Below are 13,249 nucleotides of genomic sequence, written 5' to 3' on the forward strand. Positions count from 1 at the left end.
TCCAGCGCTAGCAAATTGATATCACATTAACGGCGGAGGCGGCGACGGCCAGGTCGGCGGTCCGACGGCGTCGAGGGGGTTGTGGGGACCGGCCGCAGGTGCCATGCTGGACAAACAACTTTGCACCACAAACCTCATCAGGAGCAGAGCATGAGCCCGCAGAGCGGCGGACCGCACGACGACCGGACCGGCCCACCGGCGCACGACGACCTCGCGCAGGCGCGCCTCGACGTCGCCGAGTCCCGGCGGCTCATCGAGGACTCGCAGCACCGCGTCCGCACCCGCACCGAGCCCGACGGGCGCCTGCTCTTCGGCACCTGGGCGGTCGCCTGGGGGGTCGGCTACCTCGTGCTGTGGCGCAGCGCCCGCAGCGACGGCGTCCCCGACGCCGTCGCCTTCGCCGTCTTCTTCGCGCTGCTCGTCGCCGCCGTGACGATCACGATCGTGCACACCGTCCGCCGCACCTCGGGCCTGCGCGGACCGGGGTCCCGGGCCGGGACGCTCTGGGGGCTCGGATGGCCCCTCGGGTTCTCGGTGTACCCGTTCGTCATGGGCGGCATCGCGGACGCCGGCGCGTCCGACGACGTCCTCGGGCTGGTGGCCAACACGCTCGCGTGCTTCATCGTCGGCCTGATGTACATCGGCGGCGGGGCGTGCTTCCTGGAGAACCGCCTCTACGTGCTCGGCGTGTGGATCCTGCTGGTCGGCGGCGTCTCCACCGTCGCCGGGATGCCCGGCACCTACCTGGTGATGAGCGTCGCGGGCGGCGGAGGGTTCCTCGTCATGGGCGTCGTCGACACCGTGCTGACCTCCCGCCGCCGGGCGCGGGCGTCCGCGGAGGCGACGGGCGCCGTCCGGCAGGACGAACCGTGAGCGACCTCGACCCGGTGATCCACGCCCCCGCCCGGCTGCGCGTCACCGCGACCCTGGCCGCGCTGGCGGTCGGCGAGGAGATGACGTTCCCCAAGCTGCAGCAGGTGCTGGGGATGACGGCCGGCAACCTGTCGACCCACCTGCGCAAGCTGGAGGACGCCGGCTACGTGCAGGTCACCAAGTCCCACAGCGGACGCAAGCCCGTGACCTACCTCGCGCTGACGCTCGTCGGGCGGCGCGCGTTCGAGGACTACACCACCACGCTGGACGCCCTGCTGAGAGGAGCGGGATCATGAACGTCATCCGACTGGAGGGGGTCACGCGCCGGTTCGGCGACGTGACCGCCCTCGACGGGGTCGACCTCGACGTCGAGGCCGGCGAGATCGTTGGGCTGCTGGGACCCAACGGGGCCGGCAAGTCGACGCTGCTGTCGCTCGTCAACGGACAGCGCCGGCCGGACACGGGCACCGTCCGGCTGCTGGGCGGCGACCCCCGGGACGCCGGCAGCCGGGTCGGCCTCGGCGTCACCCCGCAGGAGACCGGGCTGCCGGCGACGCTGCGCGTGGCGGAGGTCGTGGACTTCGTGGCCGGGCACTTCCCCGACCCGGTCCCGACGGCACGGCTGCTGGAGCAGTTCGGGCTGGCCGGGATGGCCCGCAAGCAGACCGGAGCGCTGTCCGGAGGGCAGAAGCGCCGTCTCGCGGTCGCCCTGTCGATGGTGGGACGGCCCCGCGTCCTGCTGCTGGACGAGCCCACGACCGGGCTCGACGTGTCGGCACGCCAGGAGCTGTGGGACGCGATCCGCGACTACCACGCCGGCGGCGGCACCGTGCTGCTCACCAGCCACTACCTGGAGGAGGTCCAGGCGCTCGCCGAGCGCGTCGTCGTCATCGACCGCGGGGTGGTGCGCGCGGACGACACGATGGCGCAGATCCTGCACCGCGTCGGCCTGCGCCAGGTGGTGCTGCGCAGCCCGCAGGACCTGTCCGCGTGGACGCTGGTGGTCCGCGGGTCGTACCGGCCCGACGGCGCCCAGGAGCTCTACACGACCGACGCCGACGCGCTCGTGCGCGACCTCGTGCTGGCCGGCGTCGAGTTCTCCGACCTGCAGGTGCGCGGGGCCAGCCTCGAGGAGGCGTTCGCCCAGATGGTCGCCGACACCACCACGCAAGGAGCCCCGTCATGACCGCGTCCCCGAGCCCGACCCTGCCCGCCGTCCCGTCGCCGGGCAGCCCCGTGGCACCGTGGCGCCTGGCGTGGCTGCACCTGCGCTTCCAGTTCCTGGAGACGGTGCGCATCCCGGTCGCCGTGATCGGCAACCTCGTGTTCCCGGCGCTCGCGCTGGGATTCTTCGTGGTGCCGCAGCAGACGGTCGCCCAGGACCCGTTCTTCGCGACGACGGCCGTCGCCTCGCTGTCGGTGTTCGCCGTCATGTCCTCGAGCCTGTTCTCCCACGGTCTCGGTGTGTCCGAGGACCGTCAGCTGCCGTTCGACCCGTTCGTGCGCACGCTGCCCGCGGGTCCGTGGCCGCGGATGGTCGGCAGGATCGGCAACGGGACGGTGATGTCGCTGCTGGCCCTCGTGCCACTCCTCGTCGTCGGCTGGATCTTCACGGCCGCCGCGGTGACGGTGGTGCAGCTGCTGGGCGGGATCGGCACGGTCCTGGTCGTCGGGGTCCCGTTCGTGCTGCTGGGCCTGGCGATCGGCTACTCGATGCCCGCCAAGGCGGCGATCGCCGTCGTGCAGGTCATGGTGTTCCCGCTGGCGTTCGCGGGCGGGCTGTTCCTGCCGCCGATGATGTTCCCGGCCTGGCTGGACACCGTCTCCCGGTTCACGCCGTCGCGCGCGGGGCGGGACCTGGTGGTCGAGGTGACCACGGGCGTGCCCGCCTACGGGGGCGCGTGGCTGGTGCTGCTCGGCTGGACGGCCGTGTTCGCGGTGCTCGCCGTGCTCGCCTACCGCCGCGACGAGGGCCGCCGCTTCTCCTGACCCTGCTGCCCCTCCCGCCCCCGGCTGCCGAACATGCCCTGGCGGCCGGTCCGGACGAGCGGACGGGCCGCCAGGGCATGTTCGACCGGTCAGAGGGCATGTTCGGCACCCGGGCGCTGTGCCGCCGGTCCTCCGGTGGCACAGAGGGCATGCTCGGCGGGAGGTCGCCGCGCTTCAGCCTGCGCGGCGCAGCCGCAGGGAGTTCGCGACGACGATCACCGACGACGCCGCCATCGCCGCCCCGGCGATCATCGGGTTGAGCAGCCCGGCCGCCGCGAGCGGGATGGCAGCCACGTTGTAGGCGAACGCCCAGAACAGGTTCTGCCGGATGATCCGCAGCGTGCGCCGCGAGATCCGCACCGCCGTCGCCGCGGCACGCAGATCGCCCCGGACCAGGGTGAGGTCGCTCGCCTCGATCGCCACGTCCGTGCCGGTGCCCATCGCGAGCCCGAGGTCGGCGGTCGCGAGCGCCGCGGCGTCGTTGACGCCGTCGCCCACCATCGCCACCACGCGTCCTTCGTCCTGCAGGCGCCGGATCGTGGCGGCCTTGTCGGCGGGCAGGACCCGCGCGATCACCTCGTCGATGCCGACCTCGGACCCCGCCGCCCGGGCGGCGCCCTCGGAGTCGCCGGTGAGCAGCACCGGCGTCAGACCGAGGTCGCGCAGCTCGCGCACGGCCTCGGCGGAGGTCGGCTTCACCGGGTCGCGCAGCACGAGCGCGGCGCGGGCCGTGCCGTCCCAGGCGACGACGACGGCGGTCGCGCCGTCGCGCTCGGCCCGCCCGACGGCGTCGCGCACCTCGGTGGGGACGTGCACGCCGACGTCGTCGAGCCAGGAGAGCCGCCCGACCGAGACCCGTCGGCTGCCCAGGCCGCCGGGGCCCGTGGCCAGGCCACCGACGCCGCCACCGAGGCCGGAGTGCGCGGTCCGCACCACGGCCTCGACGCCACCGCCCGCGGTGGAGCGGAAGTCGAACACCTGCAGCGCGCCGATCTCCACCCCGTCGGCTCCGACCGCGCCGGTGTCGGTGTCGCTGCCGGTGCCGGTGCCCGTGCCGGTCGGGGCCGGTGCTTCTGCTGCGGGCGAGGGCACGGCCGGGGTCGACGTGCCGTGCGTCGCGGCCTCGACGACGGCGCGGGCCACGGGGTGCTCGCTGCGGGCCTCGACCGCCGCCGCGAGGCGCAGCGCCTCACCGGCGTCGACGCCGTCGGCGGCCTCGACCGACTCCAGCGCCATCGCGCCCTGGGTGACGGTGCCCGTCTTGTCGAGCACGACCGTGTCGACGCGGCGGGTCGACTCCAGGACCTCCGGCCCCTTGACGACGATCCCGAGCTGGGCGGCACGCCCGGTGCCGACCAGCAGTGCGGTCGGCGTCGCGAGCCCGAGGGCGCACGGGCAGGCGATGATGAGCACCGCGACCGCCGCGGTGAACGCGAACTGCAGCCCCGCGCCCGCGACGAGCCATCCGGCGAAGGTCGCCACGGCGAGGACCAGCACGACCGGCACGAACACGGCCGAGATGCGGTCCGCGAGCCGCGCCACCGGGGCCTTGCCCGTCTGGGCCTGGGACACGAGACGGCCGATCTGGGCCAGCGTCGTCTCCGAGCCGACCCGGGTGGCCCGCACGAGCAGGTGTCCGGAGGTGTTGACGGTCGCACCGGTGACGGCGTCACCGGCGGAGACGTCCACGGGGACCGGCTCCCCGGTCAGCAGCGACGTGTCCAGCGCCGACGTGCCCTCGACCACCTCGCCGTCCGTGGCGACCTTCTCGCCCGGGCGCACCGTGAACAGGTCGCCGACGTCCAGCGCCGAGATCGCGACCCGCTCGGTGACGTAGCCGTCGCCGCGGGTCAGCGGGCTGCCGTCCTGGCCCGAGGTGACCCGGTCGACCTCCTTCGCGCCCAGCTCCAGCAGGGACCGCAGGGCGTCCCCGGCCCGACGCTTCGAGCGGTGCTCGGCGTACCGGCCGGCGAGGAGGAACGTCGTGACCACGGCCGCGACCTCGAAGTACAGCTCCGGCGTCGCGCCGTGCTCCCGTGAGGGCAGCAGCGACACGTCCATCCGCATGCCGATCTCGCCGGCACCGCCGAGGAGCAGCGCCCACAGCGACCACAGGGTCGCCGCGACCACGCCGATGGACACGAGCGTGTCCATCGTGGAGGCGCCGTGCCGGGCCGCCTTCGCGGCGGCGCGGTGGAACGGCCACGCCCCCCACGTCACCACGGGCAGCGCGAACGCGGCGACGACCCACTGCCACCCGTCGAACTGCCACGCCGGCACCATCGACAGTGCCAGCACCGGCACGGTGAGCACGGCGGAGACCCGCAGGCGCCGGCGCAGGTCGTCCCCGCGGTACTCGGTGTGGACGTGCCCGGACCCGGTGTGGTCGGCGCCGTCTGGCTCTGCGCCGTCGGGCTCGTCGTGCATGGCGCCGCCCGACGTCGGCCCCGGGCCGAGCGTGCGGGTGCCGGTGACCGTCGCGCTGTACCCGGCGGCCGAGACCGCGGCGAGCAGGGCGTCGTCGTCGTGGTCCTGGCGCAGGACGACGTGCGCGGACTCCAGGGGGAGGTTGACGCTCGCCTCGACGCCGGGGAGGCGGGCGAGGCGCTTCTCGACGCGGGCGACGCACGACGCGCACGTCATGCCCTGCACGGCGAGGTCGACCTCGCGCAGCGGCTGGTCGTCGGTGGTGGTGGCGGTCGGGGTGGTGGGGGTGTTCGGGGTGCTCACGGGGTGACTCCTGGGTGGGGCGTGCGGAGGTCACCGGCGACGGCCCGGGGTGTCGGGCGTCGGAGGTCGGGTGCCCGTCGGGCACGGCGCGGAGGGCCTGCGCGGTCCGACGCCGGGGCGTCGGACCGCGGGACGGCAGGCGTTCCGCGGGGGTGCGGGGCCCGGGGTGTCACGCCCGGGGTCCGCGGGGTCGGCCGGGAGGAGTGCTCCGGGCCGGACGTCTCAGTGGCGGGGTGCGGCGTCGTCGTGCGCCTTCTGCCGGGCCGGTGCCTGCTCGGCCTGCTGGGCGGCCATCGCGTTCGGCTGGATCTCGAAGGAGGCCACGGCGTAGTCGTCGCCGGCCTCGGAGACGGCGGCGCGCAGGGCGTCCTCGTCGACGGGCTCGTCGGAGAAGACGGTGACCTCGGACTCGCCGCCGTCGTTCAGGACGGTGGAGACGTGCTCGACGCCGTCGACGGCCTCCAGCTCCTCGGTGACGTGGGCGACGCAGTTCGCACAGGTCATCCCGGTGACTCCCAGGGTGGTGACGGTGCTCATGGGTTCTCCTTCGGTTGGCGGACGAGCGGTTCAGCGGACGAGTCGGCCGATGGCGGCAGCGGCTTCCTTGACCTTGGCGGCGCCGGCCTCGTCGGACTGCCGGGCGGCGTCGACGACACAGTGCCCCAGGTGGTCCTCGACGAGCGCGAGGCTCACCGACTGCAGGGCCTTCGTGACGGCGGCGACCTGCGTGAGGATGTCGACGCAGTAGACGTCCTCGTCGATCATGCGGGCGATGCCACGGACCTGTCCCTCGATGCGGCGCATGCGCTTGAGGTAGGCGACCTTGTCGGAGGCGTAGCCGTGCGGCCCGTCGTGCTCGTCGACGGGTTCGGGCAGGGTCGTCAGGGCCTCGGTCATACGTCGACTATACCCCTAGGGGGTATGAGCGCAAGCCTGAGGATCAGGGCAGGATGACGTAGGAGTGGACGTCCACGACGCCCTCGGTGCCCACCAGGCGCAGCTTGCCCCAGCCGAAGTCCTTGCGTGGATCGACCGTCACGTACTTGACCCTGCGCTTCGAGGACCGTGCGTCGACGTGCCCGATCTTGCGCTTGCCGACGTAGACGTCGAGCTCGCCCGCTCCCGGCGAGGCGGCGACGCCGATCCGCACCGCTCCGCCCTTGACCTTCCAGCTCCCGCCCATGGTGACCTGCTGGTTGCGCCCCTGCCCGACGGTCGTCCGCGCATTGCGGTAGGCCGAGGACGTCTGCGGACCGAGCAGGTCCGAGCCCTGGACCGGCATCGTGGTGCAGCGCTTCGGCGTCCAGGCGCTCCGCTGCCCGGCGGTGTCGACGGCACGGGCCTGCACGCACAGGGTGCGTCCCGCGTACACCCACGGCCGGTACGACGACGAGGCGGTCTCGCCCGACATCGTCTGCCATCCGGTGGCGTACCCCTTGCCCGGTCGGGCGCCGAAGAACTCGCGCACCCGGACCTCGTAGCGCAGGCCGGCGCGGTCGTCCTGGCCGGCCCACCGGAACGTCGGGCGGCGCCACGTCTCCGTCTCGGACTGGCGCTTCGTCGCCTTCTTGCGCGCCAGGTGCCGCTTGGGTGTGTGGGACCACCGGATCGTCGGTGGAGCGTCCTTGGTCGCCGTCACCAGGGTCGACGTCGGTGCCGCGGCACTCACCGCCCCCGCCGGTACGACCGTCCCTGCGGCCAGCACCGCGCACAGCACGGCCACGACCCCCGTCCGCCACGCCTTGAACTCGCCGCGCCTCATCGGTCCGCCTCCGGTGTTCGGTGACCCGGTGCGAAACCCCAGGTCCGGGCACAGAATAGCGGCGTCGACGGGCGGCCGGTGCTACTTCTTCTTCTTGCCCTTCTTGGACTTCTTCGCGTCCTTCTTCGAGGGCTTGGCCGACGACTTCTTCGAGCCCTTCTTCGGGTCCTTCGTCGGGGCCTTCGCGTCCTTCGCCGCCGTGGCGGCGGACTTCTTGCCCCCGGCCTCGCCGGCTTCGCCGGGACCTTCGTGCCGCTGTCGGTGCTCGGGCGGGCGCCCTGCCGCTCGCCAGGGTCCGCGGACGCCGTCCCCGTGACGACGGGAGCCGGTGCACCCTCGCCGACGCGCGCCTTGAACGCCGCCCCGACACGGAATCGGGGGACGACGGCTGCCGGAACGTCGATCGTCGAGCCCGTGCGCGGGTTGCGGGCCGTGCGCGCCGCGCGAGCCGCGCCCTCGAACGTGCCGAAGCCGAGCAGGGTCACGCGCTCCCCGGAGGCGACGGCCGTGGAGATGGAGTCCAGGACGGCGTCCACCTGCCGGCGAGCATCGGCGGGGCTGGCGCCGGTACGTTCTGCGACGGCTGCCGCGAGCTGGGTCTTGTTCATGCCTGCCACCTTCCGTGGTGCCTTGCCTGTCGGACCTGCCGTGCCACCGAACCTACTCTCGGCACGCCCGGAAAGGCAGGTCAGCCACGCCGCGAGCGGGCCGGTCGCCACCTTCGCCGACGGTCGACGTGCTCGCCGGTCATCGACGTTCGTGCCCGCTGAGCCCCGACGTCGTCGTGCCGGTGACCGGCTCGTGGACGAACCCCGGCACCGCTTCGGGGGCGCTACGAGCGAACCCCTCCACGACGTCGACGACGAAGCAGGTCTCCGCGTGCGCGGGTGGTGCGTCGAACCACGGGCGCTCGGCGATGCTCCGCGCGTCCGCCGGCAGGCCGGGGGCCGCCAGGTCGCCGTGCCACCAGACGTGCGCACGCCGGGCCTCGGTGACACGCAGCCCGGGGAGGACTGGGTGTCGTGGGCGGTGCCGAGGAACGTCATCGCGGTGAGCGCCACGGCGGTCAGGAACTTCATCAGGGATCTCCTCGAGCGGCTGACGGTTCACCACCAGGGTTCCGGACCAGGGAGCGTCGCGCGTCCCCCGGCACAGGCGATGTGCCGTGCTGCGTGCAGCAGGTGCCGGCGATGGCCCGCGGACGTCGTCCACCCGCCTGCTACGCACGCAGCAGAGTCAGGTGTCTGCGACGGGAGGACGCGTGGCGACGGTCACGAGGACGGCAGTGGAGTCATCGCCAAACATCCCAGAACGGGGTGCTGTGCCGCAGCCGATGGTGAAGGTGCCGTACCCGGCCGTGATGGCGCCGACGCCTGGACGACCGCAAGGACGAGGGTGGGCAGGTCGGGGTCACCCGCGGCGATCGACGGCCCGACGAGCAGCAGTGCGAGCACTCCGGCGCCGACCGCGTCCCGGCGCCACCGTTGCCCGACCATCGACGCTCCTCATCTCGGTGAGGACATCATGGCCCGTCACGCCGCCGTCGTCCTTCCGAGCGGTGACGGCGGCGCCCGGCGGGCTACGCGGTCGTGGTCGCGGCTGCGGCGGCCCGCGCCCCGGCGGGCAGGGCGTCGAGGATGCGTCCGACGGCGTCGTCGTCGTGCGCGGCGGAGCAGAACCAGGCCTCGAACACCGACGGCGGCAGGTTGACCCCCGCGTCGAGCATGGCGTGGAAGAACGGGCGGTGGCGCCACACGTCCTGCGCCTGGGCGTCGGCGTAGGTGCGGACACCGTCGCGGGCGGCCGCCTCCCCGAAGAACACGGAGAACAGCGAGCCGACGCGCTGCACCCGGTGCGGCACACCCTCGGCGTCGAGGGCGTCGCCGAGGGCGGCCGACACGACGCTCGCGACCTCGCGCACCCGGTCGTACACGGCGTCGTCCGCGAGGCGCAGGGTGGCCAGCCCGGCGGCGACGGCCACCGGGTTCCCGGACAGCGTCCCGGCCTGGTAGACGGGGCCGAGCGGCGCGAGCTGGTCCATGATGGCGGCCGGGCCGCCGAGCGCCGCGACGGGCATGCCGCCGCCGATCACCTTGCCGAAGGTGAACAGATCGGGCGTCCAGTCCTCGCCGTTCGCGCGGGCCAGACCCCAGTACCCGGCCTCGGACAGGCGGAACCCGGTGAGCACCTCGTCGAGGACCAGCAGCGCCCCGTGCGCGGCGGTGATGCGCCGCAGCCCGGCGTTGAAGCCGTCCGACGGCGGCACGACGCCCATGTTGGCGGGCGCGGCCTCGGTGATGACGGCGGCGATGCGGTCGCCGTGCTCGGCGAACGCGGCCTCGACGGCGGCGAGGTCGTTGTAGGGGAGCACGAGGGTCTCGGCGGCGGACGCCGCGGTGACGCCCGCGGTGCCCGGCATGGCGAGGGTCGCGACGCCGGAGCCCGCCTCGGCGAGCAGCGCGTCGACGTGCCCGTGGTAGCAGCCCGCGAACTTCACCACCAGGGGACGCCCGGTGACGCCGCGCGCGAGACGGACGGCCGTCATCGTCGCCTCCGTGCCCGTGGACACGAGCCGCACCCGTTCCGCGGCGGGCACGCGACGGCGCACCTCCTCGGCGAGCTCGACCTCCGCCACCGTCGGCGCACCGAACGACAGGCCGCGGGCGGCGGCCTCCTGCACGGCGGCCACCACCTCGGGGTGGGCGTGCCCCAGCAGCGCCGGACCCCACGACCCGACCAGGTCGACGTACTCGCGCCCCGCCACGTCGGTGACGTACGCGCCGCGCGCCGAGGTGAGGAACCGCGGGTCGCCGCCCACGGACCCGTACGCCCGCACCGGGGAGTTCACCCCACCGGGGATCGCGGCCTGCGCGCGCAGGAACGCCGCATGGTTGTCCGCCGGGGCCGTGGTGTCCACGAGCGCCGCCTCGACCTGGCCGAAGCCTGCCGTGTCCGTCATCGTCGTCCTTCCGTCGTTCTCGAGAGCAGTCGGTCCAGCCGGTTCGACGTCAGTCGAGCCAGGAGGCGATCTCGACCGCCCAGTAGGTGAGGATCAGGTCCGCGCCGGCCCGCTTGATGGCGAGCACCGACTCCAGCACGGCGCCGCGCCGGTCGATCCAGCCGTTCGCGGCAGCCGCCTCGATCATCGCGTACTCGCCGGAGACCTGGTAGGCGGCCACGGGGACGTCGGTCCGGTCGGCGACGCCGCGCAGCACGTCCAGGGACGTCCCGGCGGGCTTGACCATGACCATGTCGGCGCCCTCGGCGAGGTCCAGGTCGGCCTCCCGCAGGCCCTCGCGGGCGTTGGCGGCGTCCATCTGGTACGTCCGGCGGTCCCCCTGGAGCGCGGAGTCGACGGCCTCGCGGAACGGGCCGTAGAACGCGCTCGCGTACTTCGCGCTGTAGGCCAGGATCGACACCTGCTCGAACCCGGCGTCGTCGAGGGCGTCCCGGATGACGGCGACCTGGCCGTCCATCATGCCTGACGGCGCCACGACCTCCGCGCCCGCCTTCGCCTGGGCGACGGCCATGGTGGCGTAACGCTCCAGGGTGGCGTCGTTGTCGACCGTGCCGTCGGCGTCCAGGACGCCGCAGTGGCCGTGGTCGGTGAACTCGTCCAGGCAGGTGTCCGCCATGACCACGGGTCCGGGCCGGCCCGTCTCCGTCTCCACGGCCGCCACGGCCGCGCGCGCGAGGCGGATGCCGCGCTGCAGGATGCCGTCCGGGTCGTCGCCGGCGGAGCCGCGCGCGTCGCGCACCGCGGGGATGCCGAACAGCATCACGCCGCCGACCCCGGCCCGCGCCGCGTCCGCGACGGCGTCCGCGAGGGTGTCCTCGGTGTGCTGCACCTGGCCGGGCATCGAGGTGATCGGTGCCGGCTCGGCGAGGCCCTCCTTGACGAACAGGGGGAGCACGAGGTCCGCGGCGTGCAGCCGGGTCTCCGCCACGAGGCGTCGCACGCGCGGCGTCGCACGCAGTCGACGCGGCCGGTAGACGATCCCGGAGTTGCTCATGAGGGCTCCTTGAGTGCGGTGATGACGGCGGCGGCGAGCGCCGTGTCGGTCGGGGTGGCGGCGACGGCGGCGACGGTGAGGCCGACCTGGCGGGCGACGGCGGCGGACGGCGCCCCGATGGCGACCACGGGTGCGTCGGTGCCGAGCTGGGCGGCGATCTCGCGGGCCACCGAGCCGGACGTGACGACCACGAGGTCGTGGTGGCGGGCGACGACGTCGGGCGGCAGCGCGGAGGTGACGGTGCGGTACGCGGTGACGACGTGCGGCGTCCAGCCGGCGGCGGCGAGCCCGTCGCGCAGGGTGTCGGTGGCGAGGTCGCCGAGGGGGAGCAGCACGTCGGTGGTCCCGGACCCGGTGCCCCCGGCCGTCGTGGGCGCCGGGAAGGTGGCGACCAGCCCCGCGGCGGACGCGTCGTCGGGCACGAGGTCGGCCGTGACGTCGATCGTGGCCAGAGCGCGCACGGTCGCCGGGCCGACGGCGGCCCACCGGGTGGGCGCGGCACCGAGGACGGCGATCGGCAGGTCGTCGGGGCGGGCCGCGCTCAGCGCGTCGACGGCGTTGACGCTGGTGATGACGGTCCAGGCGTACCGCCCGGCGACGACGTCACGCACCGCTGCGGTGAGCGTTGCGGTGTCGTGGGCGGGCGCTCGTTCGATGACGGGGGCGACGCTGACGTCGCCGCCGGCGTCGCGCAGCAGCGCGGCGAGCCCGGCCGCGCGCGCGGGGGCGCGGGGCAGCAGGATCGACCGGCCGTCCAGGGGTCCGCTCACGCGCCCTCCGGGTCGTCCGTCCCGGTGGGGACGTGCGGGGCGGCGCTCGCGGGGGCGGGCGGGGCCGCGGTGAGCGGGGCGAGGCGGGCGGCCCCGTCGGCGAGGAGGCGTTCGGCGACCCGGACGCCGAGGTCGTACGCCGCGCCGTCAGCGGGGTCGGCCAGATCGGTGGCGCCTGCGGTGGCGGCCGGGACCACGGGGTCGACGGCGACGCGGGCGACGTGCTTGAGCTGTTCGGTGCCGTCGACCTTCGCCACGACGGCGGAGAGCACGAGCTCGCCGTCCTCGACGCGTCCGTACGCCCCGATGGGGGCGGCGCAGCCGGCCTCGAGGCGGGCGAGGACGGCCCGCTCCGCCATGACGGCGAGCCGGGTCGCCCGGTGGTCGAGGGCGGCGAAGGCGTCCGCGAGGAGGGTGCCGGCCAGGTCGCCGGTGCGGGCCTCGACGGCGAGCGCGCCCTGACCGGGCGCGGGCGCCACGACGACCGGGTCGAGCACCTCGCTGACCACGGCGGTGCGGTCGAGGCGGTTCAGCCCGGCGAAGGCGAGGACGACGGCGTCGAGGTCGGCGTCGGGTCCGAGCGCGCGGGCGAGCCGGGTCTCGACGTTGCCGCGGATGTCCACGACGTCCAGGTCGGGCCGGGCGGCCCGCAGCTGTGCGGCACGGCGCGGGGAGCCGGTGCCGACCCTGCCGCCGCGGGGCAGCGTGTCGAGGGTGAGGCCGTCGCGGGCGCAGAGCGCGTCGCGCGGGTCCTCGCGCTCGGGGGTGACGATGGTCAGCTCCGGCGGCTGGGCGGTGGGCAGGTCCTTCAGGGAGTGCACCGCCACGTCGCAGCGTCCGTCGAGCAGCGCCTCGCGCAGCGCGGTGACGAACACCCCGGTGCCGCCCAGGGAGGCGAGCGAGCTGGTGCGGTCGGCGTCGCCCTGGGAGGTGATGTGCACGAGCTCGACGGGGCGTCCGAGCAGCTCGGTCAGCCGCCTCGCGACCATCGACGACTGCGTGGTGGCGAGCGCGCTGGCGCGGGTGCCGAGACGCAGGGCTGCGGTGGGGGTGCTCACCCGTCCAGTCTCTCGCAGGACTCCCGGTCGTCCACAACCCCGCGGGTGTTCCGA

General features: G+C 74.5%; 13 protein-coding genes. 4 read left to right on the plus strand and 9 right to left on the minus strand.

What is annotated here, in order from left to right; translation table 11 throughout:
- The first annotated feature begins 150 nt into the window (after positions 1-150).
- The 4 genes from ACNHYB_RS12275 to ACNHYB_RS12290 are packed head-to-tail and all read left to right on the plus strand — an operon-like array spanning position 151 to position 2,862.
- Positions 151-873, plus strand: coding sequence for a hypothetical protein (locus ACNHYB_RS12275; protein WP_418275627.1), 723 nt, complete (start codon positions 151-153; stop codon positions 871-873).
- Positions 870-1,169 (plus strand): transcriptional regulator, encoded by a 300-nt coding sequence (locus ACNHYB_RS12280; RefSeq protein WP_418275628.1) that lies wholly within the window; start codon positions 870-872, stop codon positions 1,167-1,169. The genes ACNHYB_RS12275 and ACNHYB_RS12280 overlap by 4 nt, the downstream gene beginning before the upstream one ends.
- A complete protein-coding gene (locus ACNHYB_RS12285) occupies positions 1,166-2,059 on the plus strand; it encodes an ABC transporter ATP-binding protein (RefSeq protein WP_418275629.1) in 894 nt (297 codons plus the stop codon). The genes ACNHYB_RS12280 and ACNHYB_RS12285 overlap by 4 nt, the downstream gene beginning before the upstream one ends.
- Positions 2,056-2,862: an ABC transporter permease gene (locus tag ACNHYB_RS12290; protein WP_418275630.1), complete on the plus strand. Its 807-nt coding sequence runs from the start codon at positions 2,056-2,058 to the stop codon at positions 2,860-2,862. Before ACNHYB_RS12285 ends, ACNHYB_RS12290 begins: the two co-directional genes overlap by 4 nt.
- A 174-nt stretch (positions 2,863-3,036) precedes the next feature.
- Here the strand turns inward: ACNHYB_RS12290 and ACNHYB_RS12295 are convergent, their stop codons facing one another.
- The 9 genes from ACNHYB_RS12295 to hemC all read right to left on the minus strand — a co-directional run bounded on the left by ACNHYB_RS12295 (position 3,037) and on the right by hemC (position 13,195).
- Positions 3,037-5,505 (minus strand): heavy metal translocating P-type ATPase, encoded by a 2,469-nt coding sequence (locus tag ACNHYB_RS12295; RefSeq protein WP_418278040.1) that lies wholly within the window; start codon positions 5,503-5,505, stop codon positions 3,037-3,039.
- 309 nt (positions 5,506-5,814) lie between these two features.
- Entirely contained in the window at positions 5,815-6,129 is a 315-nt protein-coding gene (locus ACNHYB_RS12300; RefSeq protein ID WP_418275632.1) for a heavy-metal-associated domain-containing protein, read from the minus strand.
- A 30-nt stretch (positions 6,130-6,159) separates the two neighbouring features.
- Positions 6,160-6,489, minus strand: a complete 330-nt coding sequence (locus ACNHYB_RS12305; RefSeq protein ID WP_418275633.1) for a metal-sensitive transcriptional regulator — start codon at positions 6,487-6,489, stop codon at positions 6,160-6,162.
- 43 nt (positions 6,490-6,532) lie between these two features.
- On the minus strand, positions 6,533-7,354 hold the full coding sequence (locus ACNHYB_RS12310) for a hypothetical protein (RefSeq protein WP_418275634.1): 822 nt from the start codon (positions 7,352-7,354) through the stop codon (positions 6,533-6,535).
- A complete protein-coding gene (locus ACNHYB_RS12315) occupies positions 7,351-8,433 on the minus strand; it encodes an HU family DNA-binding protein (protein WP_418275635.1) in 1,083 nt (360 codons plus the stop codon). The genes ACNHYB_RS12310 and ACNHYB_RS12315 overlap by 4 nt, the downstream gene beginning before the upstream one ends.
- A 500-nt stretch (positions 8,434-8,933) precedes the next feature.
- The gene (gene hemL / locus ACNHYB_RS12320; RefSeq protein WP_418275636.1) at positions 8,934-10,313 is read right to left on the minus strand and encodes a glutamate-1-semialdehyde 2,1-aminomutase; all 1,380 of its coding nucleotides are present in this window, start codon (positions 10,311-10,313) and stop codon (positions 8,934-8,936) included.
- Positions 10,314-10,362: 49 nt separating this feature from the next.
- Positions 10,363-11,367: a porphobilinogen synthase gene (gene hemB, locus ACNHYB_RS12325; RefSeq protein WP_418275637.1), complete on the minus strand. Its 1,005-nt coding sequence runs from the start codon at positions 11,365-11,367 to the stop codon at positions 10,363-10,365.
- On the minus strand, positions 11,364-12,137 hold the full coding sequence (locus ACNHYB_RS12330; RefSeq protein WP_418275638.1) for a uroporphyrinogen-III synthase: 774 nt from the start codon (positions 12,135-12,137) through the stop codon (positions 11,364-11,366). Before ACNHYB_RS12330 ends, hemB begins: the two co-directional genes overlap by 4 nt.
- A complete protein-coding gene (gene hemC / locus ACNHYB_RS12335) occupies positions 12,134-13,195 on the minus strand; it encodes a hydroxymethylbilane synthase (protein WP_418275639.1) in 1,062 nt (353 codons plus the stop codon). The genes ACNHYB_RS12330 and hemC overlap by 4 nt, the downstream gene beginning before the upstream one ends.
- Between the last annotated feature and the right edge of the window lie 54 nt (positions 13,196-13,249).

It is taken from the genome of Isoptericola jiangsuensis, from assembly GCF_048320105.1.
Lineage (GTDB): Bacteria > Actinomycetota > Actinomycetes > Actinomycetales > Cellulomonadaceae > Isoptericola > Isoptericola jiangsuensis_A.

What these genes read in the sequence shown, in the direction of transcription:
- ACNHYB_RS12300 (WP_418275632.1), bottom strand. Translation starts at nt 6,129, where the DNA reads ATGAGCACCGTCACCACCCTGGGAGTCACCGGGATGACCTGTGCGAAC.
- hemB (WP_418275637.1), bottom strand. Translation starts at nt 11,367, where the DNA reads ATGAGCAACTCCGGGATCGTCTACCGGCCGCGTCGACTGCGTGCGACG.
- ACNHYB_RS12290 (WP_418275630.1), top strand. Translation starts at nt 2,056, where the DNA reads ATGACCGCGTCCCCGAGCCCGACCCTGCCCGCCGTCCCGTCGCCGGGC.
- ACNHYB_RS12295 (WP_418278040.1), bottom strand. Translation starts at nt 5,505, where the DNA reads ATGACGTGCGCGTCGTGCGTCGCCCGCGTCGAGAAGCGCCTCGCCCGC.
- hemL (WP_418275636.1), bottom strand. Translation starts at nt 10,313, where the DNA reads ATGACGGACACGGCAGGCTTCGGCCAGGTCGAGGCGGCGCTCGTGGAC.
- ACNHYB_RS12310 (WP_418275634.1), bottom strand. Translation starts at nt 7,354, where the DNA reads ATGAGGCGCGGCGAGTTCAAGGCGTGGCGGACGGGGGTCGTGGCCGTG.
- ACNHYB_RS12305 (WP_418275633.1), bottom strand. Translation starts at nt 6,489, where the DNA reads ATGACCGAGGCCCTGACGACCCTGCCCGAACCCGTCGACGAGCACGAC.
- ACNHYB_RS12285 (WP_418275629.1), top strand. Translation starts at nt 1,166, where the DNA reads ATGAACGTCATCCGACTGGAGGGGGTCACGCGCCGGTTCGGCGACGTG.
- ACNHYB_RS12275 (WP_418275627.1), top strand. Translation starts at nt 151, where the DNA reads ATGAGCCCGCAGAGCGGCGGACCGCACGACGACCGGACCGGCCCACCG.
- ACNHYB_RS12315 (WP_418275635.1), bottom strand. Translation starts at nt 8,433, where the DNA reads ATGAAGTTCCTGACCGCCGTGGCGCTCACCGCGATGACGTTCCTCGGC.